This window comes from Bacillus cereus group sp. BfR-BA-01524, from assembly GCF_022662595.1.
Taxonomy (GTDB): domain Bacteria; phylum Bacillota; class Bacilli; order Bacillales; family Bacillaceae_G; genus Bacillus_A; species Bacillus_A thuringiensis_S.
In genome coordinates this window covers 1-26,170 of the sequence record NZ_JAKUDW010000015.1, presented here as the reverse complement: position 1 = coordinate 26,170, position 26,170 = coordinate 1, and the positions used below count along the sequence as shown (strand labels likewise).

The window sequence follows — 26,170 nt, the reverse complement described above, 5'->3', positions numbered from 1 at the left end:
TACAAACCAATTTTGAGGGGGGAATTTTAGGATAAAGTGAAACTTTAATCAACCCTCACCAATTGGGCTTTTACGGGCTGCTCGGCAAATAGCGGGATAAAAATACCCACTACCTTTGTTAGTAGCGGGTACTTTTTCTATAATTTATTTACAGCCCTTTTTATAGCCTTACCTATTTCCACGCTAGACTGTGGATTTTGTCCTGTAATTAAATGCCCATCTACTACCACATGCGGCGTAAAATTGGGAGCTACATAAAACAAAGCTCCTTCTTCTTTCAACTTACTTTCTAACAAAAACGGAACGTGCTTTTCTAAATGTACAGCTTTTTCTTCATCGTTTGTATAACCTGTTATACGCTTACCGGCAACAAAAAACGAGCCATCCTTATTTTTCACACCGACTAAGGAGCTTACTCCGTGACAAACAGCCGCTACAATCCGGTTATTGTTATACATATTCTCAATTAAATTTGCTACATATGGATTACCTGGAAAATCTACAATCGCCCCGTGCCCACCACCAAATAAAACCGCATCATAATCCGAAAAATGAACATTCGAAATCGGCCTCGTATTTTGCAATAAAGAAGCTACGTGCTTGAATTCGCGAGGTATACCATTCGGAATAGACACTCTATCTATAGGTACTCTCCCACCTTTTATTGACACAATATCAACATCAAACTTAGACTTTTTAAATAATTGATAAGGAGCTGCGAGCTCTTCAAGCCACAAACCAGTCGGGTGTCCATTCATATCATGAGCACTTGTTGAAACTAACAGTATCCTTTTCAACATATCCCCTCCTTATTACCTATTTATGTATGGAGTGTTCTTATCATTCATATAGCAAGTGAAGCAAACAGAAAAATAGCCGACTCTTTGTATAAAAGTCGGCTGCTTTCTTATAGTTCGAGCTCTCCCATACGAAGAAGCTCCACAACTGCTTGTGAACGTCCTTTAACCCCTAGCTTTTGCATTGCGTTTGAGATGTGGTTGCGAACTGTCTTTTCACTTATAAAAAGTTCACCTGCAATTTCCTTCGTTGTTTTATCTTGAACCAGTAATTCAAATACTTCTCTTTCTCTCTTTGTGAGTAAAGGTTTAGATTGATACGCTTTTTCCTTCAACTGGTATAACCCTCCTTGCTTAAGCCAGAGCTGTGTATGTGTAAGTTGGGTGTTTATTTAGTCAAGATATTGTATGAACGAAATGTGCAGGTGGTGAATGAAAATGGGCTTTATTTCCTATGTTATTTTAGACTTTTATACAGTGCGTACACTCTTTTTATCCACTTACTTTCCAGCGCGCCATATTTGTTCTAGCAATATACTTACAACTGTACCTACAAATAAACCATTACCGAATATATATTGCATAACAGACGGCAAGGATTGGAGTGCTCCAGACGGTAAAAACATAACGCCGCTGCCAAATAATACTGCAACGCCTAAAATCGTTACATTCCTTTCACTCATCGGCACTTGTTTTATATTATTAAATCCAATTCCAACTAACTGTACGAACGAAGCCATTAAAACAGCCGATGCGACAGCAGATGGTAAAGATGCTAAGTAACGAATAATACTTGGAAAAAGAGACATTACGACTAGTAACGCACATGCCATTAAGAACGATCGTATATACTTTTGTTTTGTTAAACGTATAAATCCTGCCGTTGCTGGTAACGGAACGACACCTACAGTTGAAAATACGGAAGAGATGATATGTGAAATCCCCCCAACCCACGTCCCATCCTTCAACTGTTTTTGTTCAATAGTCGCTTTATGAATAGTTGCTTGATTAATTGCTATAATAGCTGCCACCGTATTCGAAACTAAAATACATACCATAACGAAACTGGATGCTGCCATACCTGTATTCCATTTTGGAAGTCCCCAAGCAAATATATGTGGAAGTTGCACAAAATGAGTTACTTGAGATGGGATTGTCACTTTCCCTGCAATGAGAAAAATAATCCATCCACTAATTAATCCTATTAAAACTGCATAACTTTTGACAAAGCCTTTTCCAAAATTAGATAGTATAATAACGAACAGAAATATACTAAACGCGATTATTGCTGTAAATCCGTCGATTTGAGAAATAGTAGCTGTAATTCCTAGCATTCCTTTTAAAAACACACCACTTAATTGTAAACATAATAAAAGTAAAAACGTCCCTGTCACAAGCCGCGTAAATAAAAATAAAATACGCCCTATAAAACCAGTTACTCCCAATCCTATTAAAATAACACCGGAGATTATCATTCCTAATTCTAAAATTTGCAGTGTACTATGTAATTGATCCTGTCCGGCCGTTGCATAAGCAAGTACGGTAAATACACCAACCCAAGATCCAGCCGGCCCATCCGCAATTGGCAGTCTATGCCCAAGCCATCCTTGTAAAAAAGAAGATATACCAACTACAAAAAACGTACGCTGCATTAAATAAAATATTTCTTCCGTCGTAAGATGAAATAATCCGCCAACGACAATTGGTAATGCGATTGAATTTGCTAATAAAAATATAAACCATTGCAAAGTTCCCATAATATGTTTTTGGTTATGTTGATTGTCCAAAATTTTCATCCCTTCTAGCTTTCCTATAAAAAATATATTGTAAGAATAAAAAAGAAGAGTTCTAGACTTACCATTAGAACCCTCCTCAAAATATTTAAACGATTCTTCTACACAAGATTATTTAATTCCACCTCATTTAAACTTCCAACAACAATATTTCCTTTATACACGACTAAACGTTTTTCTGTTTGACGCGCTACTGCTTCAGCAGCGCATGTCGCATTTGTCAAAACAAAACTCGCTTCATCCCCTACATTCGGCCATACTCGCTTCCCTTCATTATTTAACGTTTCTTTTCCTCCTGTAATAAAGCGAAGTGCTTTTCCTAAAGACCTTTCGTCACTCCACCCAAAACGCTCTGCTAATCGATTCGCCTTTTGAAGCATATCACCTGTTCCAAACGGTGACCAATGATCTGTAATACTATCATTTCCTAATGAAACCTTAACACCTTTTTTATCTAATAACGGAATTGGGATTACTTGTTTACCAATTGGCACCGTAGAAGTAATATCAATATTTACATTTGCGAGTGTTTCTGCCACTTCTTCAGCCTCTTTCTCAGTAACACCACCAAGTCCAAGTGCATGACTAATAGTTACACGGCCTTGCCATCCTGCTTCTTCTGTTAAACTTGCCAATCTCTTCATCGTAAACGTTCCAAGATTATTCGCATCGTGCAAATGAATATCAACATCCGCATTAAATTCGACTGCGATATCCATAATTGTATGTAATGATTTTTCAATGTCATTATCCACTGTAGCTGGATCCACTCCTCCGACTAGATGCGCACCCATACGCATCGCATCTTTCACGAGTTGCACAGAATTACTGCGTAATAATCCATGTTGCGGAAACGCAACAATTCTACTAGACACTCGATTTTTATATGTTTCTAATGCCGCTAACGTCGCCTCCAAATTACCAAGCCCAATAATTGGATCAACATTACAATGCGTTCTAATATTCGTTGCACCATTTTGCAGTAGTAACTCTAGCATATTTTCCGCTCTATTTTGGGCAGTTGCTAATTGCTTTGGTAAAATTTTTTCTTCTTCATTAAAACGTGTAAAAATACTTTCTGCTGGCATACAAGCTTTCCATGGGCCACTATAATATGTTTTATCAATGTGAATGTGCATCTCTTTGAAAGATGGCAACATTAATAAGTGCTTAGCATCAAAAGTTACTATATCTTCCTCTTGAACAATCCCTTTTATAATTTTTTTAATTCGACCATCTTCAATAAGTAAACTGCATAATTCTGTTTCTGTTTGTGAAATTCTCCCCTCTTCATATGTATACCCCGATTCAAGCGTTACATTAGTCAACCAATATACCGTCATCTCTATTTCCCCACCCTTTATTAAAAGTTACCTCTTACTATAATTTTAATATCAACTGAAAATTAAGACAATTAATATGACTGTTCCCTAAAAAAATGTCATACAACCTCATAGTCTCCTCATAGATTTCCATATAGAATAGAAGTATAGAGTTTGCTATAAAAAGGAGTGTATTGGAAGATGTCAAAAAGATTATGTAAATCCGAAACTGATAAAATGCTATTTGGTATATGCGGTGGTTTAGGAGAATATTTTGATATTAGCTCTACTCTCATTCGCATACTTTGGGTCATTGCAGTTTTATGTTTTGGGACGGGGTTTTTAGTTTATTTTATTTGTTTATTACTTATGCCACGCTCTTACTAATAACATTCTTTCATATATTTGAGCATAGTGTATACAAAACCCCCTATAGATTTTTCTATAGGGGATTTTTTCATGAAGAATATTTCATCGTTAAATGTAATACCGCCACTTCTTCTTCTTCATTTTTATAAATATGCTTCTTATTCGCTTCAAATTGAATGGAATCAAACTCATTTAATTCATATACATCATTCTCCACTTGAATAGACACTTTCCCTTTCATTACCGTTACAAGCTCAATCGCACCTTCATGATGAGCTTCTGGTTCATATATACTATTTGATCGTAAACAAGCACGATGCATTTCCATCCCTGTTTCTTTCGTATAACGGAACATCGTTTCTAAATGCCATGCTTGTCCTACATCTACTGCAAATCCTTCTCCACAGCGCGCAACGGCTACAGGTTCTCCGACAACCATTAATCTGGATAAAGGAATTGATAACCCTTTCGTTATTTTCCAAATGACAGCTAGCGTCGGATTTGTTTCTCCTCTTTCGATCTTTCCTAATGTTAATTTACTAACTCCTGTTTTATGAGCTAATTCTTCTAAACTTAATTTCTGCTCATTTCGAATTTGTCTCAATAACTGTCCAACTTGTTGAATGACTTCTTTCGTTTGCATATCTTCATTTTCTTTCATATATAAAACCACCTCAAAGTATAAAATAGTTTACTTTTATTCAATTAAAGTATATCATACTATACATAATTATTTATTTTCGAAAGGAGTGCTATACTTCATGCGCGCAATTTTATTAGGTCTTTTATCATCGGCCTTTTTTTCTGCAACCTTTATTATTAATAGAGCAATGAATGTATCTGGAACAAGCTGGGCTTGGACAGCTTCCTTCCGTTTTTTATTTGCTCTCCCTATTTTATTCCTTATCGTTTTATTTCGCAAAAACTTTAGGGGATTATGGAAAGAGTTAAAAAAACATCCATTGGCGTGGATCGGATGGGGTTCTGTTGCCGGTATTGGTTTTTATTCTTTATTAAGTTTCGCAGCTGTCTTTTCTCCAGCTTGGCTCGTTGCTGGAACTTGGCAAGTTACGATTTTAGCTGGTTTACTACTATCACCACTATTTTTTGTGAAAATAGAAACAAAATCAGGTACGAAACTTGTACGTGGAAAAATTCCACTTCGTAGCTTATATGTTGCTTTATTTATTTTACTTGGTGTAATTTGTATGCAAGCAACTGCCGCAGGCCATATTACAATGACTCAGTTCATTTCAGGTTTTTTACCTGTCGTATTAGCCGCTTTCTTATATCCGTTCGGTAACCGAAAAATGATGGAGCTTGTTGGCGGACGCCTTGATACGTTCCAACGTGTATTAGGAATGGCAATTGGAAGTCTTCCTATAACAATTTTGCTTGGTGTATACGGATTTTCTACTACGGGTATTCCAACATCTAGCCAAATGCTTCAAGGATTTTTGTTAGCATTATGTTCCGGCGTTATTGCAACGATGACATTTTTCTTTGCTACTGACTTAGCAAAAGATAACCTGGCTTTACTTGGAGCTGTTGAAGCAACGCAAGCTGGAACGATGGTCTTTACCGTACTTGGAGAAATTGTTTTCTTGAATGGTTCGTTTCCTGGCGGGCTTTCCCTACTTGGAATGATTATTATTATGTTAGGAATGGTTGCAAATAGTATTTTAAACCGATCTATTCCAGCCGTTAAACAGAAAAAATCAGCATAAAAAAAAGAGTATGGTTCTATAGAGATGAACCATACTCTTTTTTATTGTCCCCCTATTTCGCCTTATCAGAATAGTATTTCATTGGCTGTTTATACTAAAACGTATGTTATAATACGTTTCATGCGCATTAATAGGAGGTAAATTATGTTAAAAAAAGCAATCGCTGAATTTATTGGTACATTTGTACTTGTATTATTCGGAACTGGAGTAGCTGTCACTGGCGGCGGAATCGAAGGAATTGGAACATTAGGAATCGCTATGGCTTTCGGCTTATCTATTGTAGCTATGGCATATAGCATCGGAACAATTTCTGGATGTCACATTAACCCAGCAGTATCAGTAGCTATGTTCATCAACAAACGAATGAACGCTATGGAACTTTGTTATTATGTATTAGCTCAAATTTTAGGTGGTTTATTAGGAACTGCAACGTTAGTAACAATTTTAAAATCTGCTAAAACACCTTTAGATAATTTAGGACAAAATGGTTTCGGAACTCTTGGTTTATCTGGAGCATTTTTAGTTGAGTTCATTTTAACTTTCGTATTTATTTTAGTTATCGTCGCTGTAACAGGTAAAAAAGGAAGTTCTTCTTTAGCTGGACTAGTAATTGGTTTCACATTAGTTTTAATCCACTTATTAGGAATTCCGTTAACTGGAACATCTGTTAACCCAGCTCGTAGTATCGCACCAGCTTTATTTGTTGGTGGAGAAGCACTTTCTCAACTATGGGTATTCATCGTAGCACCAATTCTTGGTGGTATCTTCGCAGCTATCGTAGGTAAATTCATTTTAAATACTGAAAAATAGAATTTTCAATATTTCTGAATAAAAAAAAGCGAGCCCTCATTATGAGGAAGCTCGCTTTTTTATTCTTTCATTTTAGACTTTAAATTTGTAACTAATTGATCTACCGTTACATTTGCAAGCACGTTTTCCATCGCTTCTTGCGCTTGCATTAAAATAATTTCTAATACTGATTGAATATTAGCTCCTACTGGACATTCAATGTTGGGATTTTCATGGAAGGAAAATAGCTGTCCTTCTTCTACAACTTCCACCGCTTTATATACATCAAGTAATGTAATTTCTTCTAAATCTCGAGCAAGTGTCGTACCACCTTTACCAGCTTGTACATCAACAAGCCCTGCTCTCTTCAACATTCCTGTAATGCGACGAATCACAACTGGATTTGTATTCACACTACCGGCAATCCATTCAGAGGTACAGCGAGAGTTTCGATCTATCGCAAGTAATGTCAGCATATGAACACCTACTGTAAAACGACTACTAATCCCCATCTGCACACCCTCCTTTTTATTCATTCTATTAAAAGACGACTCTTATTATTATATACTATTTTTAATTTATACATAAAGAAAAAGCATGATTTCAATAGGAAATCATGCTTTTCTCTCATTATTGACGCTTTATAAATTTCGCTAAATCTTTAAATTTCACTTTGTCGGAGTAATTCATTACACCATTTACGTAAATGCGGCTTGTAACAGCATTTAATATCGCAATTGTCGCCAATAAGACTGCTAATGTTATCGTAATTTCTAGCATACCTGCTTCACCAGCTACAATACGTGAGAAGGTAACCATCGGTGTAAAAAATGGAACGTAAGAACTTACAACAACGATAGTACTATTCGGATCACTTAATGATTTAATACTAATGAAGAATGCAGCCATAATTAAAATCATTACCGGGAAAGATACAGCTTGTAAATCCTCCGTCTTAGACACGACAGCTCCAGCAGCAGCATACATCATTGCATAAAGTAAATATCCCGTAATGAAATAAACAAGAAACATGCTTATAACCTTTGCATCTAATTTCGTAAAGTCAATTGGAATACCAAATAGTGAGGCACTTTCTAAATCGACCCAACCTAACAAATATGGAATAAGATAACCACACGCCAATATGACAAGTTGCAATAAAGCCGTTGAAACAACCGCTAAAATTTTCGCATACATCATCGTAAGAGGCTTCACTTTCGGAAGCATTACTTCCATTACACGTGACGCCTTCTCAGATGCAATATTCATTGCGATTGTATTTCCGAACGCTACAATAAACATATATAAAGCAAATGTAAAGAAATAGGCAATTCCGAAAGAAGATGTACGATCTTTTATCGCTTCTTGCTTTACTTGAATTTCTGTTTGTAATTGCTGTGCAATTTCTGGTGAAACATTATTTTTGGCAATCGTCACCATCGTATATTGTTGCTTTAAATATCCTGCCATAATTGCAGAAGTTGCTTGGCTTGGAAATCCATTATACATATATGTAATCGATGGAGCCCCACCCTTTTCTGTCACATGGAATAGACCATCTAAATCGCCTTCTTCTACTTGCTTATGCAGTTTATCAAAATCATCCTTTGAACCAAGTGTTATTTTTGCTGATGGCAATAGCTTATTTAGCTCATCTTTTTGTACTTTATATGTGGAACTCTCTACTACAACTGCAATTTTATCTTTATCCTTATTTTTATCATCGCCTGAAGTAAAATGATTAAATGCAAAAATCCCAAACACAACTAAAAATAAAATCGCACTCGTAATTAATGATTTTTTAGATAAAAACGCTTCCCTAAAATAAAATGAAAATACGTGAGAAAATTTACGCATCGTTATTTCGCCCTCTCTACAAAGATTTCATTTAACGTCGGCTCTAACATTTTGAATTGTCGTAAGCTAACACCTTGCTCTTGCAACTGTTGCAAAATCTTGAGAGCTTCCGCATCGTCTTGTACTTTCACATAAAGAAGGCCTTGTTGTTTTTCATACGATACATGTATAGCTTCTAATCCTTTTTCATTCTCTACTGTATCTTCAATCGTTAAATTACGGAAACCGTATTCTTTCTTAATATCACTTAGCTGTCCTTTTACGACTGCTTCACCTTTTTTCAAAATACATACATGTTGGCAAAAAGCCTCTACTTGTTCCATACGATGACTTGATAAAATAATCGTCTTTCCGATCTGTACTTGTTCTTCAATAATACTAGCTAACATCCCGGCATTAACTGGATCAAGGCCGCTGAATGGTTCATCTAAAATGAGAAGTTCCGGATTATGAAGAAGAGCAGCAATTAATTGGATTTTTTGCTGATTCCCTTTTGAAAGCTCTCCAGCCGTTTTAAATTTATATTCTGGTATCGCTAAACGCTCTAACCAATGATCAATAGCTTGATCTACTTCTTTCTTCGACATTCCTTCTAATCTACCAAAATATCGTAACTGATCTATTACTCTACTTTTTGTATATAAACCTCTTTCTTCTGGTAAATACCCAATTGTTACGCCACTACCCCCAAATGTTTTTCCATCCCACGTAATCGAACCTTCATTAGGCGTTAATAATCCGAGAAGCATTTTGATTGTTGTTGTTTTCCCTGCACCATTTCGTCCAAGTAATCCTAGTACTTCACCTTTTGGTAACGAAATTTGTAAACCGTTAACTGCTTTTGATTCCCCAAATTGTTTCGTTAAGTTTTGAATTTGTAAACTCAAAGTATAAAGCCTCCCCTTTAGTATCATTCGTATTCTCTTTCAAAGACTATGTTTATTCAAGACAAAATATAGCACTACACTTCATCCCCTTATATGTAAACACCGTCATTAATCCATCATTTGTTCTATTTAGTTAAAATTGTAAATAACAAAACTCTTTTTGTCAATTATAATTGTCATTACGACAATAAAACTTGTCAAAATAACTATTATTATTTTGCTCATCTTTCTAATATAGGACATACTACTATATATACAAAAGACAATATGCAAATGTTCATATAAAAATATTATATTTTAATATATAATATAAAATGATTTTCTAACATCAAGGAGGATACATATGAAGATGAAGAGGGGCATTACCACTTTATTATCTGTAGCGGTTCTATCTACATCACTTGTAGCATGTTCAGGAACACCAGAGAAAACAGTGGCGAAAGAAGAGAAAGTAAAATTAACAGAACAGCAATTAATGGCTGATTTATGGTATCAAACAGCTGGCGAAACGAAAGCACTTTACTACCAAGGGTACAATATCGGTCAATTAAAGCTTGATGCAGTCCTTGCAAAAGGGACAGAGAAAAAACCTGCTATCGTACTTGATTTAGACGAAACTGTTTTAGATAACAGTCCTCATCAAGCAATGAGCGTAAAAACAGGCAAAGGCTATCCTTACAAATGGGATGATTGGATTAATAAAGCTGAGGCTGAAGCCCTTCCAGGCGCAATTGATTTCTTAAAATATACAGAGTCTAAAGGTGTAGATATTTACTACATCTCAAATCGTAAAACGAATCAACTAGATGCAACAATTAAAAATCTTGAGCGTGTAGGTGCTCCTCAAGCAACGAAAGAACATATATTACTACAAGATCCGAAAGAAAAAGGAAAAGAAAAACGTCGTGAACTCGTTTCTCAAACTCATGATATTGTCTTATTCTTCGGTGATAACTTATCTGATTTCACAGGTTTTGATGGAAAATCTGTAAAAGATCGTAACCAAACAGTAGAAGATTCAAAAGCACAATTTGGTGAGAAATTCATTATTTTCCCGAATCCAATGTATGGCGATTGGGAAGGCGCTTTATATGATTATGATTTCAAAAAATCAGATACGGAAAAAGATAAAATCCGTCGCGACAATTTAAAATCATTTGATGCAAAATAAAGAGGATGGCATTCGCCATCCTCTTTATTTTGCTTTCTCTGTTAAAGGTAAGATAAACACTTCCACACGTCTATTCTTTGCCTTTCCTTCTTGTGTATCGTTCGGAGCAATTGAACGGTATTCTCCGTAACCAATCGCACTAAATTTTTCTGGTTGTAATTCTTTATTTTGTAGTAATACTTGCATAAAATTAACTGCCCGCTGCGTACTTAATTCCCAATTCGACGCAAACTGTGCATTGGCAATTGGGACATTATCCGTATGACCGGATACTGTAATTTCACGAGGTGACGCTGAAACAAGTAAGCTAGACATCTCTTTTGCAATCCCTAAAGATTCTAATTTCACATCTGCTTTCCCCGAATCAAACAGTATATTTTCTAATATTGTCACCATTAATCCCTTTTCAGTTAATTTAGTTTGAAAAGAAGAGGATAATTGTTTTTCATTAATATATTGATCAATCTTTTTTTGTAATGCTTTCAATTCATCCATCTCTTTTTTTTCTTTAGCTCTAGCTTCTTCTTGTTTCTTTGCTTGTTCTGCCTCAAGGCTACTTGCTGATAATTCTTTTTCCTCATTTGGCTTTTGATCACTTAAAAATTCTTTGTTACCTGTTCCCCCAGCTAATTCACTTCGAAAAGCAACTGCCATCTGTTTAAACTTCGCAGCATCTATACTACTCATTGCGAATAAAACGATAAACAATGCAAATAACAACGTTAACATATCAGAATATGGAATTAACCACGTTTCATCGATATGCTCATCATGTTTTTTCTTTTTGCCTCTTCTATTTTTCTTACTCCGCATTTTTTTCTGCTCCTTTTTCTAGCTTTTTACGCTCAGTTGCAGAAAGTGCACCTAAAATGCGGTTCTTCATAATAAACGGATATGTACCTTCTTGTAACATTAATAAACAATCAATGATTAAACGTTTTTTCTCAATTTCAGCTGAAGATTTTTGCTTTAACTTATTTGCAAATGGATGCCATAATACATAACCTGAAAAAATACCAAAAATCGTTGCAATAAACGCACCCGAAATAGCATGACCTAACTTTTCAATATCAGTTAAGTTACCAAGCGCAGCTACAAGACCGATAACAGCACCTAAAACTCCTAATGTCGGTGCATACGTACCAGCTTGTGAAAAAATAGCAGCTCCTTTTGCATGTCTTTCTTCAATTGCCTCTAATTCAGATTCCAAAATCTGCTCTAAATCTTCTGCGGATACGCCATCAATCACAAATTTCATACCGCGCAAAAGAAATTCATCTTGAATTTTGTCTAATTGTTGCTCTAAAGACAAAATACCGTATTTTCTACTTTCAGATGTCCAATGAACAAATAATTCTAGCAACTGTTCATAACTTAAATCCTTTTTATTTGAACCAAAAAGAACTTTAAATAGTTTTGGAACCCTTTTTAGTTGATTCATCGGAAATGCAATACATACTGCAGCAAATGTACCGATAAAAATAATTAATGCTGCGGCAGGATTTAATAAGGCTGTTACGTCAGCGCCCTTGACGACCATCCCTACTACCACTGCTAAAAATCCTAAAACAAGTCCAATAATTGTTGCAAAATCCATTCCCATTCACTCCTAGTCTATACAAGAAGTTCTTTATTCTCGATAATCGCTACATCTTCTTATGTATATATATTACATAAAAAATGCAATTCATGAAAGATAAGAAATGAATTATATAAAAAAATACTACAAATTTACACATTTTCTGACATTTTCTTTGCATTTCTATTACTTTATGACTCTTATATTCCTTTTCCAACAAACTAGATTTATAATAAAAAACGATACACATTTTATTAAGAAGGGACTGTGATTACAAGGCATTATGAAAAAGATAATAATTATTTCTGCCACTACTATTGTAATCGGTATCACATCTTTCACTTACTTTGGTTCTAAATCACCACTACACAATGAAGCGAAAGCTGTCGAAAGTCAAAAACATACTAACCACCCAAAAGAAGAAATCCCTGATTTTCCAAAAGCTGATCATAATGCAAAGAAAATAGACAATGACTTTTCAGTTGTAACAAATCAAAAATCGAATCTTGTCTTAATTAATAAACATCGAAAACTGCCAGATGGATACACTCCTGAGGACTTAACAAGACCAAACGTACCATTTACTAGTCCAAAAGATAAAGAAAAAACATTACTACGCAAAGATGCTGCAGAGGCACTTGAAAACATGTTCAAAGCTGCGAAAAAAGAAGGGCTTGATCTTACAGCTGTATCTGGTTATCGTTCATACAAACGCCAAAAATCGTTGCATGATACATACGTTAGACGTCAAGGAAAAGCTGAGGCTAATTCAGTAAGCGCAATTCCTGGTACAAGTGAACACCAAACAGGTTTAGCAATGGATATTAGTTCAAAAACAGCTAAATTTCAATTAGAGCCTATCTTTGGAGAGACAGCAGAAGGAAAATGGGTCGCGGAACACGCTCATGAATTCGGCTTTGTCATCCGTTACTTAGAAGATAAAACAGATACAACAGAATATGCATATGAACCATGGCACTTACGCTACGTTGGTAATCCATACGCTACATACCTATATAAACATCACTTAACATTAGAAGAAGCGATGGAAGACAAAAAATAAGAGAGCAAATTGCTCTCTTATTTTTCTTTCACTCTATCATTGTAGTAATTTCTTCTTCCATTCTTCAGGCCATGGTTCGCCTCTTCCTGTTTTTTTTGACGCTTGAACCATCATTCCACGACCTACTAAACAAACCTCTCCTTCTGCATTCTTCACCATATAATGTAAATCTAAAGAAGAATTCCCAACCGATCCTGCCTTTACATACACCTTCAACTGTTCATCAAAATATATTTGCTTAATAAAATTACATTGTAAATCCGCAACAACGATCATCGTTTCTGATGATGCATGTGTCCACTCTTGCATAAATCCAAGTTCTTTAAACAACGCGATACGAGCTTCTTCAAAATAAGTAAAAGCAACGACATTATTTACATGTCCAAACATATCTACTTCACCAAAACGGACCTTTACAGGATTGTAAAATGAAAATCCACTTTCCCATTTCTCGAAATCTTCAATATAAGAAATTCTCTTCAACGCTATCTCCCCTTCCTATCAAAAAACAGAATAAACTGAAAAATATAATTATAAATATTGCCTCTTCAAGATGAAGAGGCAATATTTATTAATAGTTATTATCGCTACCAAAGAAATCTTTGAACGATTGAATTGTTGTATCACGGTTTAATGCCGCAATTGAAGTTGTTAAAGGAATACCCTTCGGACATGATTGCACACAGTTTTGAGAGTTACCACAGTTTGCTAGTCCTCCATCTCCCATAATTGCACGTAAGCGATCTGCTTTATGCATTTCACCCGTTGGATGTGAGTTGAATAAGCGAGCTTGTGATAACGGCGCTGGTCCAATAAAGTCAGACTTACTGTTTACATTTGGACATGATTCTAAGCAAACACCACATGTCATACATTTTGAAAGCTCATAAGCCCATTGACGCTTTTTCTCAGGCATTCTTGGTCCTGGACCTAAGTCATACGTACCATCAATTGGAATCCAAGCTTTAACGCGTTTTAGAGCATTAAACATGCGACTGCGGTCAACTTGTAAATCACGTACAACTGGGAATGTCTTCATCGGCTTTAAGCGAATTGGCTGTTCTAATTGATCAATAAGAGCCGTACATGATTGACGTGGCTTTCCGTTAATAACCATCGAACATGCTCCGCATACTTCCTCTAAGCAGTTCATATCCCATGCAATCGGAGTTGTTTGGTTTCCTTTTGAATCAACAGGATTACGACGAATTTCCATAAGCGCCGAAATAATATTCATATTAGGACGATATGGAATTTCAAACTCTTGGTCAAACTCTTGTGCATCTGGTCCATCTTGTCTCGTAATGATGAGGCGGATTGTTTTCTCAGACATGTTGTTTATCCCCCTTCTCTTCACCCTTAGCAGCTACATCATGTTTTGAAGAATAATCACGTTTACGTGGTTTAATTAATGAAACATCAACGTCTTCGTAATGGAATGCTGGTGCATTTCCTTCTCCTTCAAATTTTGCCATAGTAGTTTTTAAGAAGTTTGCATCATCACGATTTGGGAATTCAGGTTTGTAATGCGCACCGCGGCTCTCATTACGGTTATATGCGCCAATTGTAATAACACGTGCTAACTCAAACATATTTGCAAGTTGACGTGTAAATGAAGCACCTTGGTTACTCCATCTCGCTGTATCGTTAATGTTAATACGTTTGTAACGATCCATTAACTCTTCAATTTTCGCATCTGTTTCTAATAACTTTTTATTTTCACGAACTACTGTAACGTTATCTGTCATCCATTCTCCAAGCTCTTTATGAAGAACATATGCATTTTCATTACCATCCATCGTTAAAATATTGTTAAATTTCTCTGTTTCGATTAATTCATTTTGCTCATATACAGTAGATGAAACAGCATCTGATGATTTAGAAAGACCTTTCATATATTCAATTGCGTTTGGTCCTGCTACCATACCACCGTAAATTGCTGATAATAGTGAGTTTGCACCAAGGCGGTTACCACCGTGCATAGAATAATCACACTCACCTGCTGCAAATAAACCTGGAATACTCGTCATTTGCTTATAGTCAACCCATAGTCCACCCATTGAATAGTGAACAGCTGGGAAGATTTTCATTGGTAGTTTACGAGGATCATCCCCTGTAAATTTCTCATAGATTTCAATGATTCCACCAAGTTTAATATCTAGTTCTTTCGGATCTTTATGAGAAAGATCTAAGTACACCATGTTTTCACCGTTAATACCTAGTTTTTGCTCTACGCAAACATCAAAGATTTCACGCGTTGCGATATCACGAGGTACAAGGTTTCCGTAAGCCGGATATTTTTCTTCTAAGAAGTACCATGGTTTACCATCTTTATATGTCCAAACACGTCCACCTTCACCACGTGCAGATTCACTCATAAGACGTAATTTATCGTCTCCAGGAATTGCCGTTGGGTGAATTTGAATGAACTCACCATTTGCATAATATGCACCTTGTTGATATACAGCAGAAGCTGCTGTACCTGTATTAATAATGGAGTTTGTTGATTTTCCGAAAATGATACCAGGGCCCCCTGTTGCCATAATCACGGCATCAGCTCCGAAACTTTTAATCTCCATAGTTTGTAAGTCTTGTGCAACGATTCCTCGGCACACACCTTCATCATCAACAACAGCTCGTAAGAAATCCCAACCTTCATATTTCGTTACAAGTCCTGCTACTTCGTGACGACGTACTTGCTCATCTAATGCGTAAAGTAATTGCTGTCCAGTTGTTGCACCAGCAAATGCTGTACGGTGATGTTGTGTTCCACCAAATCGACGGAAATCAAGAAGCCCTTCTTCCGTACGGTTGAACATAACACCCATACGGTCCATTAAATGAATGATACCAGGTGCTGCTTCACACATTGCTTTAACTGGTGGTTGGTTCGCTAAGAAGTCTCCACCATAAATTGTATCGTCAAAGTGGATCCATGGAGAATCCCCTTCACCTTTCGTATTTACGGCACCGTTAATTCCGCCCTGAGCACATACAGAATGTGAACGTTTTACTGGTACTAAAGAAAACAGTTCAACATTTACTCCTGCTTCTGCCGCTTTAATCGTTGCCATTAAGCCAGCCAAGCCACCGCCGACTACTATAAGTTTCCCTTTCATGCTCTCCCACTCCTTACTGATTTGCTAGCTGTGGATCGATGAACGCTAATAATGCACTCACACCTACATAAGATAGACCTAAGAAAATAGCTAATGTTACATAAGTAGAGATTCTTTGTGAACGTGGAGATACTGTAATTCCCCAGCTGATGCAGAATGTCCATAGTCCATTTGCAAAGTGGAAAATTGTTGAAACAACACCAACTAAGTAGAATGCAAACATAGCTGGATTGTTTAAAATATCTGCCATCATATCATAGTTTACCTCTTTACCTAACATTGCTTGAATACGAGTTTCCCAGACGTGCCAAGAAATGAAGATCAGCGTAACGATACCTGAAATTCTTTGGAAAACGAACATCCAGTTACGGAAATAACCGTAAGAAACCGCATTGTTCTTAGCTGTAAATGCAATATATAAGCCATATATAGCATGGTACAGTATCGGTAAAAAGATGATGAAAATTTCTAGCGCATACCGGAATGGAAGGAGCTCCATAAAGCCTGCAGCTTTGTTAAAAGCCTCTGCTCCTCTTGTTGCAAAGTTGTTTACAATTAGATGTTGCGTCAAAAAGACACCAACCGGGATGACCCCCATTAATGAGTGCCACTTACGAAACGTATACTCGCGGCCTTTCATGTCCCCATTACCCCCTTGAATGTTTGACTGCTGTTTTCAGATTAATTTATAACAATAATGTTTTTTCACTATTGGCATAAGAAAAACTGAAAAAATTATTCGAAATATTTCAGCATAATTTGATAACAAGTTCATTTTACCCCTATTTTTGTCGAAGCGTCAAGAAAACGTATACATAATTTGCATATAATTTGCCAATTCTTTTTTTCTTCTTAGATATTCAGATTTCCCTAAAGAAAAATCTGTTTTTATAAATGAAAAATGTTATATAATAATCCCTATAGAAAGAGGGGAATATTGTGAGTAAAAATACAATCGATATAACATCTTTAGAAGATGTTTCATTGAACGCCTTCGCTTATGAATTGCTACGTGAAGAATTACTACCTGATTTAATCGGCAACGATTTAGATGGTATTTTATACTGGTCTGGTAGAAACCTTGCAAGAAAATATCCGCTAGAAACAATTGAAGAAGTCATTCAGTTCTTTGAAAAAGCTGGCTGGGGCACTTTAAGCATTATTGAACATAAGCGTCGTGAAATGCAGTTCCAACTTAAAGGCACACTCATTGCAGAACGTCAAAAACAAAAACGACATTCTTCTTATCAACTAGAAGCTGGATTCATCGCTGAACAAATTCAAAAGCAACGGAACGTCGTTGCAGAGTCATACGAAGAAAAGAAAAAACGTTCTGACTCTATTACATTTCTTGTAAAATGGGATATAAAAGATCTCATTGAAGTGTAAGCATTACCTACAGTCAACTAGACATATCAGTTTAGTTGACTTTTTTGTATTTTCATTCAGATTCGTTTATTTTAAATCTTCAGAAATTATACCAAAAAACAGAAGACGTTGTAAACTACAACGTCTTCTTATCTGTTAAATACGTATAAATCGTCTCCGCGACATTTTTCGGCATACCCGCTTCGACAAATTCCTCTATAGAAGCTTCTTTCATCTTCTTTAATGAACCAAAATGTTTTAACAATACCTTTTTCCGTTTATCACCTATTCCTGGAATGTCATCCAATGCTGATTGAATGACAGATTTCCCATGTAATTGACGATGGAATGTAATCGCAAATCGATGCACCTCATCTTGAATACGCTGCAATAAATAAAATTCTTGGCTATTTCTCTCAAGCATCACAGGTTCCGGTGGGTCCCCAATAATTAAATGGGAGGTTTTATGTTTATCATCTTTCACAAGACCTGCCATCGGAATATATAATCCGAGCTCATTCTCTAGAATATCACTTGCAGCCGCTAGATGGCCTTTTCCTCCATCAATAATAATCAAATCAGGTAAGGGTGAATTTTCTTTAAGTGCCCTTGTATAACGGCGCCTCACAACTTCTCTCATAGACTCATAATCGTCTGGTCCTTGAACCGTTTTAATTTTATATTTTCGATACTCTTTCTTCGCCGGTTTCCCATCGATAAAAGCAATCATTGCAGAAACAGGATTTGTTCCTTGAATATTTGAGTTATCAAACGCTTCAATACGATACGGCGTTTCAATCCCAAGCTGCTTCCCTAAATGATCTACTGCTTTAATCGTTCGTTCTTCATCACGTTCAATTAAGTAAAACTTCTCTTCAAGAGCAATTTTTGCGTTTTTATTTGCTAATTCTACAAGATCTTTTTTCTTACCACGTTTCGGCTGTGTTGCTTCTACTTCTAAAAAGCGCTCTACTAATTCCGAGTCTATACTTCCTGGAACGACAATTTCCTTCGGCTTAAAATGACTACTGTTTTCATAAAATTGGCCGATAAACGTTAAAAAGCCCTCTTCTGGTTCATCGTAAATTGGAAACATAGAAACATCACGTTCAATTAGCTTTCCTTTTCGAACGAAGAAAACTTGAACACACATCCATCCTTTATCCACTGCATATCCAAACACATCACGATCCACTAAGTCACTCATAATCATCTTTTGTTTTTCCATAATCGCATCAATATGAGCAATTTGATCACGCAACTCTTTTGCACGTTCAAACTCTAGTTTCTCTGAGGCCTCATACATTTTTATTTCTAATTCTGAACGAACTTCTTTATGTCCACCATTTAAAAACTTAATAATTTCATCTACAATTTCTTTATTTTGTTCTTCCGTCACTTCTTTCACACACGGCGCTAAACATTGACCCATATGATAATACAAACAAACTTTATCTGGCATATTCGTACATTTCCGCAGCGGATACATACGATCTAGCAGTTTTTTCGTTTCATGAGCAGATTGTGCATTTGGATAAGGACCAAAATACTTTCCTTTATCCTTTTTTACATTTCGAGTAATGAGTAAGCGTGGTTGCTTCTCCGCCGTAATTTTAATAAAAGGATATGTTTTATCATCTTTTAATTGAATATTATATTTCGGATCATATTTTTTAATTAAATTTAACTCTAAAATAAGTGCTTCTAAATTCGAAGAGGTTACAATATATTCAAAATCAACAATTTCGCCTACAAGCCGCAGTGTTTTCCCATCATGTGAACCAGTAAAGTACGAGCGCACACGATTTTTAAGCACTTTTGCCTTTCCAACATATATAACCGTTCCTTGCTTATCTTTCATCAAATAACAACCAGGTTGATCTGGTAAAATAGCCAACTTCTCTTTCAAATGTTCGTGCACTCGTCTCCCTCCATTTCTACATACTTAGCATTTTTATTTTCCCTTGAAAACATACTATGCCCAAACACCCAACATACGTTCTTTTATTGTAACGGAAAGACTGTAAAAAAGAAAATAAAAAAGCTACCAACTGGTAGCTTTTTTATTTTAGAAATGTTTAGAAACTAATTCTACTAACGCTTCTTTCGGTTTGTAACCTAACGTTTGATCAACTACTTTACCGTCTTTTAATACGAAAAGAGCTGGAATGCTCATTACTTCGAATTGACGAGCAGTTTCTTGGTTCTCATCAACATCTACTTTTACTACTTTTACTTTTTCGCCTAGTTCTGCATCGATTTCCTCTAATACAGGAGCGATCATTTTACAAGGTCCACACCAAGGTGCCCAGAAATCTAATAATACAACACCTTCGCTAGTTTCAGCTGCGAAGCTTTGGTCATTTGCGTTTACAATTGCCATTTTATTTCCTCCTTCAAGTATATTCTACCAAGAGTATATCATTAACTTATATACGTGGCGAATAATATGTATCGTTATGTATTGTAACAAAAAAATGTTCCTTTATACTATATAAAAATACGGATTAAATACTAAAAAGATGAGAGACAGGGGATCTCTCACCTTTTTCTATATATAGGGGTACTTCACTTGGAACTCAAGGGTACTTAAATCATGAATGTACTTTTAACTTTTTAAACTCTTCTGTTAAAAGAGGTACAACTTCGAACAAGTCACCGACAATACCGTAGTCAGCTACTTTGAAGATACTTGCTTCTGGATCTTTATTAATCGCAACGATTATTTTTGAGTTAGACATACCTGCTAAATGCTGAATCGCACCAGAAATACCACATGCAATGTATAAGTCTGGCGTAACAACTTTACCAGTTTGACCAATTTGTAATGAGTACTCACAGTATTCAGCGTCACAAGCACCACGAGATGCCCCAACAGCGCCGCCTAGTACGTCAGCTAACTCTTTTAATGGTTTAAATCCTTCTTCACTCTTCACACCGCGTCCGCCAGCGATAATAACTTTCGCTTCAGAAAGATCCACACCTTCTGCTGTTTTACGGACAACATCTTGAATGATTGTACGTAAATCTTTCACATCAACTGTAATAGAAGATACGTCACCGCTGCGAGACTCATCTTTTTCCAGAGTTGCAATGTTATTTGGACGCACTGTCGCAAATAAGATGCCGTCTGTTACAATCTTCTTCTCGAATGCTTTACCAGAGTAAATTGGACGAGTGAAGATAACATTTCCACCTTCAACCTCTAAAGCAGTTACGTCAGAAACTAAACCAGCTTCAAGCTTTGCTGCTAATTTTGGTGATAAATCTTTACCAAGTGCTGTATGTCCAAAAACAATACCTTCTGGATTTTCTTCAGCATGTACAGCTAAAAACGCTTGTGCATAACCATCAGATGTATATGATTTTAATTTATCATTTTCAACTGTCACAACGCGATCTGCACCGTAATGAATCAATTCATTTGCAAAAGAGGCAACGCTGTCTCCAATTAGAAGACCTACTACTTCACCGCCTTCTGCAATTGTTTTTGCTGCTGCTACCGCTTCAAACGAAACGTTACGTAGCGATCCATCACGAACTTCACCCATTACTAATACTTTACGAGCCATAGATTTTCCCTCCTGCATATATAATTTCGTATTTTATTAGATTACTTTCGCTTCTGTATGGAGCAACGATACAAGTTCTTTTACTTGATCTTGCAGCTCGCCTTGTAACACTTTTCCTGCATCTTTCTTAGGAGGCAAATAGATTTCAATTGTTTTTGTCTTTGCTTCCACATCATCTTCTTCTAAATCTAAATCATCTAATTCTACTTCTTCTAGTGGCTTTTTCTTCGCTTTCATAATACCTGGTAGCGATGGATAACGAGGTTCATTTAAACCTTGCTGTGCTGTTACTAAAACTGGTAATGAAGTTGCAATCACTTCTGTATCACCTTCAACATCACGCTCAATCTTCACATTTGTACCGTCAATTTCAAGTTTTGTAATTGTCGTTACATATGGAATATTTAACGCTTCAGCTACGCGTGGCCCTACTTGTCCAGATGCACCATCAATTGCAACGTTTCCGCCTAAAATTAAATCTGCATCTTTATCTTTTAAATATTCAGCAAGCACTTTTGCTGTCGTGAACTGGTCACCATTTTCTACATCATCTTCAATATTAATTAATACCGCTTTATCACAGCCCATTGCTAATGCAGTACGAAGTTCTTTCTCACTATCTTCGCCACCGACTGTTACAACTGTAACTTCTCCACCTTGTGCGTCTCTTACTTGAATTGCTTCTTCAATTGCATATTCATCGTAAGGGTTGATGATGAATTCCGCTTCGCCATCGTAAATTGCACCGTTTTTAATTACGATTTTTTCTTCTGTATCAAATGTTCGTTTCATGAGTACGTAGATGTTCATTCCATTTACCCCCTTGTTTTTCAGAAAGATTCTATCAATTTTAATTTTCTGTTAATTTATATTAAAAAAATAATTGAACTACCTGCCACTAAATGAAGGTTTACGCTTTTCTAAAAATGCGGCTACACCTTCTCTTCCATCTTCACTCGTAAATACTTCACCAAAAATTTGTGATTCACGTTGTACACCTTCATAGTAATGAGACGATTTTGTCGTTTGCAATAACTCTAGTACAGCACGAGTTGTTGCTGGACTTTTTCCAGCAATTTGTTTTGCAACTTTAAGCGTATCATCTAAAAATGATTCTTCAGAGAACAATCCGTTAACAAGTCCCCACTTTAATGCTTCTGCACCAGTAATTGGTGTACTTGTTAACATCATTTCACAAGCTTTCGCTTTCCCAACATAACGTGGTAAGCGCTGTGTACCTGCAAAGCCAGGAATTAATCCAAGTGTTAATTCAGGTAAACCAAGTTTTGCACCTTCAGTTGCAAAGCGCATGTGGCAAGACATAGCAAACTCAAGGCCGCCGCCCAGTGCCGCTCCATGAATTGCCGCAATAACTGGTTTTGAACATTTTTCAACACGCTCAAACGTAACTTGTCCAAGCTGTGCTAATTCTGTTGCTTGCTTCGCTTCAGTAACAGATGTAAATTCTTTAATATCTGCTCCTGCTGAGAAGAAACGTCCTTCACCGTGAATAACAACAACACGAATGTTATCATCCTTTTCCACTTGATCAATTAATTCAGTAACGTCATGCATAACTTGTGAAGACATCGCATTCGCTGGTGCGTGATTTAACGTCGCCACCGCGATATGATCTTCAACTCTTACAGATAGGAATTTCAACATGATCCCTCCCATTATTGACGATAACCACAAGCTGCAATAAGTAGCCCGTGTACCGTTTTTGAAAGTGCGACCAGATCATACTTATGATCGCTCATTACCCAATTGGTCACAACTTCATCTACTGTTCCAAAGATCATTTGTCTTGCCACGCGAACATTTAAATCTGCTTGAAATTCACCTTGTTTTATACCAGTCTCTAAAATCTCATCCATAACTTGTAAGTAGCCTTTTAATACTTCATTTATTTTAAGGCGCAAGTCTTGATTGGACTGCCTCAGCTCTAATTGCGTAACGATAGCAAGCGGATCATTTTGCGACAACAGCAAGAAGTGCGTTTCTACCAACATGAATAACTTCGATACAGCGCTTTCAATTCCTGCTGTTTTTTGACGAATTGTTTCGACAAATTCTCCCATCTTCTCTTGGAATAAGGATATTAATATATCTTCTTTATTTTTAAAATATAAATAAATCGTGCCATCAGCTACCCCAGCTTGCTTTGCGATTTTAGAAACTTGCGCTTGGTGATACCCATTCTCTGCAATCACAATGACTGCCGCATCAATAATTTGATTGTATTTCGGTCTATTTTTCTTCACTTTACTGTCCCCTTCAAGAAGATGACTGAATGAATAGTCATTCATATTCTTATAATACTGACTATTTAGAAAAGTGTCAATCCTATTTTTCAAAAAGAAAGGGCCTTAGCCCGTTTGCTCATCCTCATTCTTTCTCTTCTCTTCATCTATTAGAACACGGCGTAAAATTTTCCCTACTGTCGTTTTCGGCAATTCATCTCTAAACTCATATACTTTCGGCACTTTATAAGCCGCTAAATATTTACGTGCAAACTGATTTAATTCTTCCTCAGAGCATTCCGTACCTTCTTTTAACACAACAAATGCTTTAACTGTCTCTCCTCGGTACGGATCTGGAACTCCAATTGTCACTACTTCTTGCACTTTTTCATGCTCATATAATACTTCTTCAACTTCACGAGGATACACATTAAATCCACTCGCGACAATCATATCTTTCTTGCGATCTTTTACATAGAAGAAGCCATCTTCATCCATATAGCCAACATCACCTGTATGGAGCCAGCCATCTTGCAATACAGCCGCTGTTTCCTCTGGCTTATTCCAATATCCTTTCATAATTTGAGGGCCTTTCACTACAATTTCACCTATTTCTCCTGGCGGTAATGCCTCACCAGTTTCAAGCGACATAATGATTGCTTCTGTATCTGGCCACGGAACTCCGATGCTACCTGGCACTCGCTTTTCCCATAAAAAATTACTATGTGTAACCGGAGAGGATTCTGTTAAACCATATCCCTCTACTAGTTTACCACCTGTAACTGTTTCGAACTTTTCCTGTACTTCTACTGGCAGTGGTGCTGATCCACTAATACAAGCACGGATAGAAGAAATATCGTATTCTTTTAAAAGCGGACTATTTAAAAGAGCGATATAAATAGTTGGTGCCCCTGGAAACAATGTCACTTTATGCTTCTTAATCGCTTCAAAAACCATTTTCATATCAAACTTTGGAATAAGGACCATTTTGTATCCTTGCATAATACTTAAATTCATAACAGCTGTCATACCATAAACATGGAAAAATGGAAGAACCCCAAGGACGACTTCTTCACCTTCGTTACAGTTATATAACCAATGCACTCCCATCAAAGTGTTAGAAACAAGGTTTTTATGCGTTAACATAACTCCTTTCGGAAATCCGGTTGTTCCTCCTGTGTACTGTAAAAGAGCTAGATCATTTTCAGGATCACAAGGCACCTCAACATTCGTATTCACTTCTTTTTCTACTGAATTCCAAAGATGAATCGTTTCACTCTCTGATACTTTCACAACTAAATTCGACTGTTTTTTCTGCACAAATGGATACAATAGATTTTTAGGGAATGGTAAAAAGTCTGCAATACGAGTTACGATAATATGCTCAATTTTTGTAGCAGATTGAACATTCGTTACTCTTGGAAACACTAAATCGAGACAAAGAATTACTTTTGCTCCCGAGTCATGAAGCTGATATTCTAATTCCCTTTCTGTATACAGTGGATTGGTTTGTACTACGATACCTCCCGCAAGTAATGTACCGTAATAACCAATTACAGCTTGCGGACAATTCGGCAACATAATAGCAACTCGATCACCCTTTTCCACACCGAGCTTTTGAAGATAATTTGCAAACCTCTTCACCTTATCATGGAAGTCCGAAAACGTAATATCCTTCCCTAAAAAGTGAAGCGCTTTCTTTTCTGGGTAGCGAGAAGCCATCTGTTCTACATATCTATGAAGCGGCTGAATATCATAAGAAATCGTACTCGGAATTTCCTCTGGATAACTTTTCAACCATGGTTTTTCCACCTTCATTCCCCCTTCAAATACATAAAAAATAAATGAATGTTCATTCATGATGGTTATTTTCATTATATTATAGTCACCATAACGTTACAATCATAATATTCTGACTTTTATATAACTATGCTTTACTTCATTAACTTCTTATTATATGTAGAAACTCTCTTAATCTTAAAAGAGTAAGAGAGTTATAGTTTAACTCAATCTTATTATCGTTAACACTGCTCCTGGAGTAGTTGTTGATAATGTTGCGACAGCTAACAAACCAAATAATTGCAAGCTAATAGCATCTCCTGCTGCAAGAGTTGTAATGATTGTTGCGCTAAATGATGTAGTTGCTAACGCAGGAGCATTAATCGTCCCAGCAAGTGGTGCTCCATTAATTGTAATCCGTGAACTAACTAATAATGAAGCCGTTATATTAATCGTATATGAAATATAATAATTCCCAGCATTTGCAACCGTAAATACTGTATTCCCACCAGAAACAGTAATTCCTGGACCAATGTTTTGATTATTTGGAAGCGGGACATTCGTTCCACCAAGAAGGACCGATATCGCTGTTCCCGACGTATTATTTGCAAATGCATATGTCGCCGTGATACTTGTACCTGTTGGACCGGTTGCACCCGTTGGGCCTGTTGCTCCTGTTATTCCTGTCGCTCCCGTTGGACCTGTTGCTCCTGTTATTCCTGTCGCTCCCGTTGG

At 36.5% G+C, this 26,170-nt stretch carries 28 protein-coding genes; 6 read left to right on the top strand and 22 right to left on the bottom strand.

Translation table 11 applies throughout. The features are described 5' to 3' along the window. Positions 1-137: 137 nt before the first annotated feature. From MR170_RS07390 to MR170_RS07375, 4 genes are all read right to left on the bottom strand, one after another. Positions 138-800, bottom strand: a complete 663-nt coding sequence (locus tag MR170_RS07390) for a type 1 glutamine amidotransferase domain-containing protein (RefSeq protein ID WP_242307846.1) — start codon at positions 798-800, stop codon at positions 138-140. Between the two features lie 107 nt (positions 801-907). Beyond that, the gene (gene gerE, locus MR170_RS07385; protein WP_000659484.1) at positions 908-1,132 is read right to left on the bottom strand and encodes a spore germination transcription factor GerE; all 225 of its coding nucleotides are present in this window, start codon (positions 1,130-1,132) and stop codon (positions 908-910) included. Positions 1,133-1,297: 165 nt separating this feature from the next. Next, entirely contained in the window at positions 1,298-2,593 is a 1,296-nt protein-coding gene (locus tag MR170_RS07380) for a purine/pyrimidine permease (protein ID WP_242307843.1), read from the bottom strand. A 98-nt stretch (positions 2,594-2,691) separates the two neighbouring features. Next, entirely contained in the window at positions 2,692-3,933 is a 1,242-nt protein-coding gene (locus MR170_RS07375) for an amidohydrolase family protein (protein WP_048564854.1), read from the bottom strand. A gap of 180 nt (positions 3,934-4,113) precedes the next feature. Between MR170_RS07375 and MR170_RS07370 the strand changes: the two genes are divergently transcribed. Further along, positions 4,114-4,299 (top strand): PspC domain-containing protein, encoded by a 186-nt coding sequence (locus MR170_RS07370; protein WP_000044337.1) that lies wholly within the window; start codon positions 4,114-4,116, stop codon positions 4,297-4,299. A 70-nt stretch (positions 4,300-4,369) separates the two neighbouring features. On the opposite strand, the gene MR170_RS07365 is transcribed toward MR170_RS07370, so the two are convergent. Continuing rightward, the gene (locus tag MR170_RS07365) at positions 4,370-4,942 is read right to left on the bottom strand and encodes a helix-turn-helix domain-containing protein (RefSeq protein ID WP_016080152.1); all 573 of its coding nucleotides are present in this window, start codon (positions 4,940-4,942) and stop codon (positions 4,370-4,372) included. A gap of 100 nt (positions 4,943-5,042) precedes the next feature. Between MR170_RS07365 and MR170_RS07360 the strand changes: the two genes are divergently transcribed. Both MR170_RS07360 and MR170_RS07355 read left to right on the top strand, forming a co-directional pair. Beyond that, positions 5,043-6,008 carry a DMT family transporter gene (locus MR170_RS07360; RefSeq protein WP_001201639.1) on the top strand — a complete coding sequence of 322 codons (966 nt, stop codon included), beginning with the start codon at positions 5,043-5,045 and terminating at the stop codon, positions 6,006-6,008. Positions 6,009-6,152: 144 nt separating this feature from the next. Then, positions 6,153-6,818, top strand: a complete 666-nt coding sequence (locus MR170_RS07355) for an aquaporin (RefSeq protein WP_000913213.1) — start codon at positions 6,153-6,155, stop codon at positions 6,816-6,818. Positions 6,819-6,877: 59 nt separating this feature from the next. Here MR170_RS07355 and MR170_RS07350 read toward each other — a convergent pair whose 3' ends face one another. The 3 genes from MR170_RS07350 to MR170_RS07340 all read right to left on the bottom strand — a co-directional run bounded on the left by MR170_RS07350 (position 6,878) and on the right by MR170_RS07340 (position 9,541). Further along, complete coding sequence (locus MR170_RS07350; RefSeq protein ID WP_000512998.1) at positions 6,878-7,309, bottom strand: Rrf2 family transcriptional regulator; 432 nt, start codon at positions 7,307-7,309, stop codon at positions 6,878-6,880. A 118-nt stretch (positions 7,310-7,427) separates the two neighbouring features. Continuing rightward, entirely contained in the window at positions 7,428-8,654 is a 1,227-nt protein-coding gene (locus tag MR170_RS07345; protein ID WP_016080151.1) for an ABC transporter permease, read from the bottom strand. Positions 8,655-8,656: 2 nt separating this feature from the next. Then, on the bottom strand, positions 8,657-9,541 hold the full coding sequence (locus MR170_RS07340) for an ABC transporter ATP-binding protein (RefSeq protein WP_043935305.1): 885 nt from the start codon (positions 9,539-9,541) through the stop codon (positions 8,657-8,659). A gap of 343 nt (positions 9,542-9,884) precedes the next feature. Between MR170_RS07340 and MR170_RS07335 the strand changes: the two genes are divergently transcribed. Next, positions 9,885-10,712 carry a 5'-nucleotidase, lipoprotein e(P4) family gene (locus tag MR170_RS07335; protein ID WP_016080149.1) on the top strand — a complete coding sequence of 276 codons (828 nt, stop codon included), beginning with the start codon at positions 9,885-9,887 and terminating at the stop codon, positions 10,710-10,712. A 24-nt stretch (positions 10,713-10,736) separates the two neighbouring features. On the opposite strand, the gene motB is transcribed toward MR170_RS07335, so the two are convergent. Both motB and motA read right to left on the bottom strand, forming a co-directional pair. Further along, positions 10,737-11,525 carry a flagellar motor protein MotB gene (motB, locus tag MR170_RS07330; protein WP_016080148.1) on the bottom strand — a complete coding sequence of 263 codons (789 nt, stop codon included), beginning with the start codon at positions 11,523-11,525 and terminating at the stop codon, positions 10,737-10,739. Continuing rightward, entirely contained in the window at positions 11,515-12,309 is a 795-nt protein-coding gene (gene motA / locus MR170_RS07325) for a flagellar motor stator protein MotA (RefSeq protein ID WP_000344862.1), read from the bottom strand. Before motA ends, motB begins: the two co-directional genes overlap by 11 nt. Positions 12,310-12,574: 265 nt before the next feature. Here motA and MR170_RS07320 point away from each other — a divergent pair, with 265 nt between their 5' ends. Next, complete coding sequence (locus MR170_RS07320; protein ID WP_016080147.1) at positions 12,575-13,354, top strand: M15 family metallopeptidase; 780 nt, start codon at positions 12,575-12,577, stop codon at positions 13,352-13,354. Positions 13,355-13,390: 36 nt separating this feature from the next. Here the strand turns inward: MR170_RS07320 and MR170_RS07315 are convergent, their stop codons facing one another. The 4 genes from MR170_RS07315 to sdhC all read right to left on the bottom strand — a co-directional run bounded on the left by MR170_RS07315 (position 13,391) and on the right by sdhC (position 17,113). After that, a complete protein-coding gene (locus MR170_RS07315) occupies positions 13,391-13,837 on the bottom strand; it encodes an acyl-CoA thioesterase (protein WP_000822727.1) in 447 nt (148 codons plus the stop codon). Positions 13,838-13,925: 88 nt separating this feature from the next. After that, positions 13,926-14,687, bottom strand: coding sequence for a succinate dehydrogenase iron-sulfur subunit (sdhB, locus tag MR170_RS07310; protein WP_001291830.1), 762 nt, complete (start codon positions 14,685-14,687; stop codon positions 13,926-13,928). Continuing rightward, on the bottom strand, positions 14,680-16,473 hold the full coding sequence (gene sdhA / locus MR170_RS07305; RefSeq protein WP_000676743.1) for a succinate dehydrogenase flavoprotein subunit: 1,794 nt from the start codon (positions 16,471-16,473) through the stop codon (positions 14,680-14,682). The genes sdhB and sdhA overlap by 8 nt, the downstream gene beginning before the upstream one ends. A 13-nt stretch (positions 16,474-16,486) precedes the next feature. Further along, positions 16,487-17,113 (bottom strand): succinate dehydrogenase cytochrome B558, encoded by a 627-nt coding sequence (gene sdhC, locus MR170_RS07300; RefSeq protein ID WP_000678354.1) that lies wholly within the window; start codon positions 17,111-17,113, stop codon positions 16,487-16,489. Positions 17,114-17,412: 299 nt separating this feature from the next. Here sdhC and MR170_RS07295 point away from each other — a divergent pair, with 299 nt between their 5' ends. Then, positions 17,413-17,862 (top strand): YslB family protein, encoded by a 450-nt coding sequence (locus MR170_RS07295; protein WP_000042214.1) that lies wholly within the window; start codon positions 17,413-17,415, stop codon positions 17,860-17,862. A 115-nt stretch (positions 17,863-17,977) separates the two neighbouring features. Here the strand turns inward: MR170_RS07295 and uvrC are convergent, their stop codons facing one another. From uvrC to MR170_RS07255, 8 genes are all read right to left on the bottom strand, one after another. Then, a complete protein-coding gene (uvrC, locus tag MR170_RS07290) occupies positions 17,978-19,762 on the bottom strand; it encodes an excinuclease ABC subunit C (protein WP_000544296.1) in 1,785 nt (594 codons plus the stop codon). 147 nt (positions 19,763-19,909) lie between these two features. Next, positions 19,910-20,224 (bottom strand): thioredoxin, encoded by a 315-nt coding sequence (trxA, locus tag MR170_RS07285; RefSeq protein ID WP_001018944.1) that lies wholly within the window; start codon positions 20,222-20,224, stop codon positions 19,910-19,912. Positions 20,225-20,435: 211 nt separating this feature from the next. Then, positions 20,436-21,413, bottom strand: a complete 978-nt coding sequence (gene etfA, locus MR170_RS07280; protein ID WP_000101946.1) for an electron transfer flavoprotein subunit alpha — start codon at positions 21,411-21,413, stop codon at positions 20,436-20,438. Between the two features lie 36 nt (positions 21,414-21,449). Beyond that, the gene (gene etfB, locus MR170_RS07275) at positions 21,450-22,223 is read right to left on the bottom strand and encodes an electron transfer flavoprotein subunit beta (RefSeq protein ID WP_016080146.1); all 774 of its coding nucleotides are present in this window, start codon (positions 22,221-22,223) and stop codon (positions 21,450-21,452) included. A 78-nt stretch (positions 22,224-22,301) separates the two neighbouring features. After that, positions 22,302-23,078, bottom strand: coding sequence for an enoyl-CoA hydratase (locus MR170_RS07270; RefSeq protein ID WP_016080145.1), 777 nt, complete (start codon positions 23,076-23,078; stop codon positions 22,302-22,304). A gap of 11 nt (positions 23,079-23,089) precedes the next feature. After that, positions 23,090-23,677 (bottom strand): TetR/AcrR family transcriptional regulator, encoded by a 588-nt coding sequence (locus tag MR170_RS07265; protein ID WP_000742223.1) that lies wholly within the window; start codon positions 23,675-23,677, stop codon positions 23,090-23,092. A 105-nt stretch (positions 23,678-23,782) separates the two neighbouring features. Next, positions 23,783-25,468: a long-chain-fatty-acid--CoA ligase gene (locus MR170_RS07260; RefSeq protein WP_029443384.1), complete on the bottom strand. Its 1,686-nt coding sequence runs from the start codon at positions 25,466-25,468 to the stop codon at positions 23,783-23,785. Positions 25,469-25,657: 189 nt separating this feature from the next. After that, on the bottom strand, positions 25,658-26,170 hold a 513-nt coding region (locus MR170_RS07255), incomplete at its 5' end, for a BclA C-terminal domain-containing protein (protein WP_481746780.1).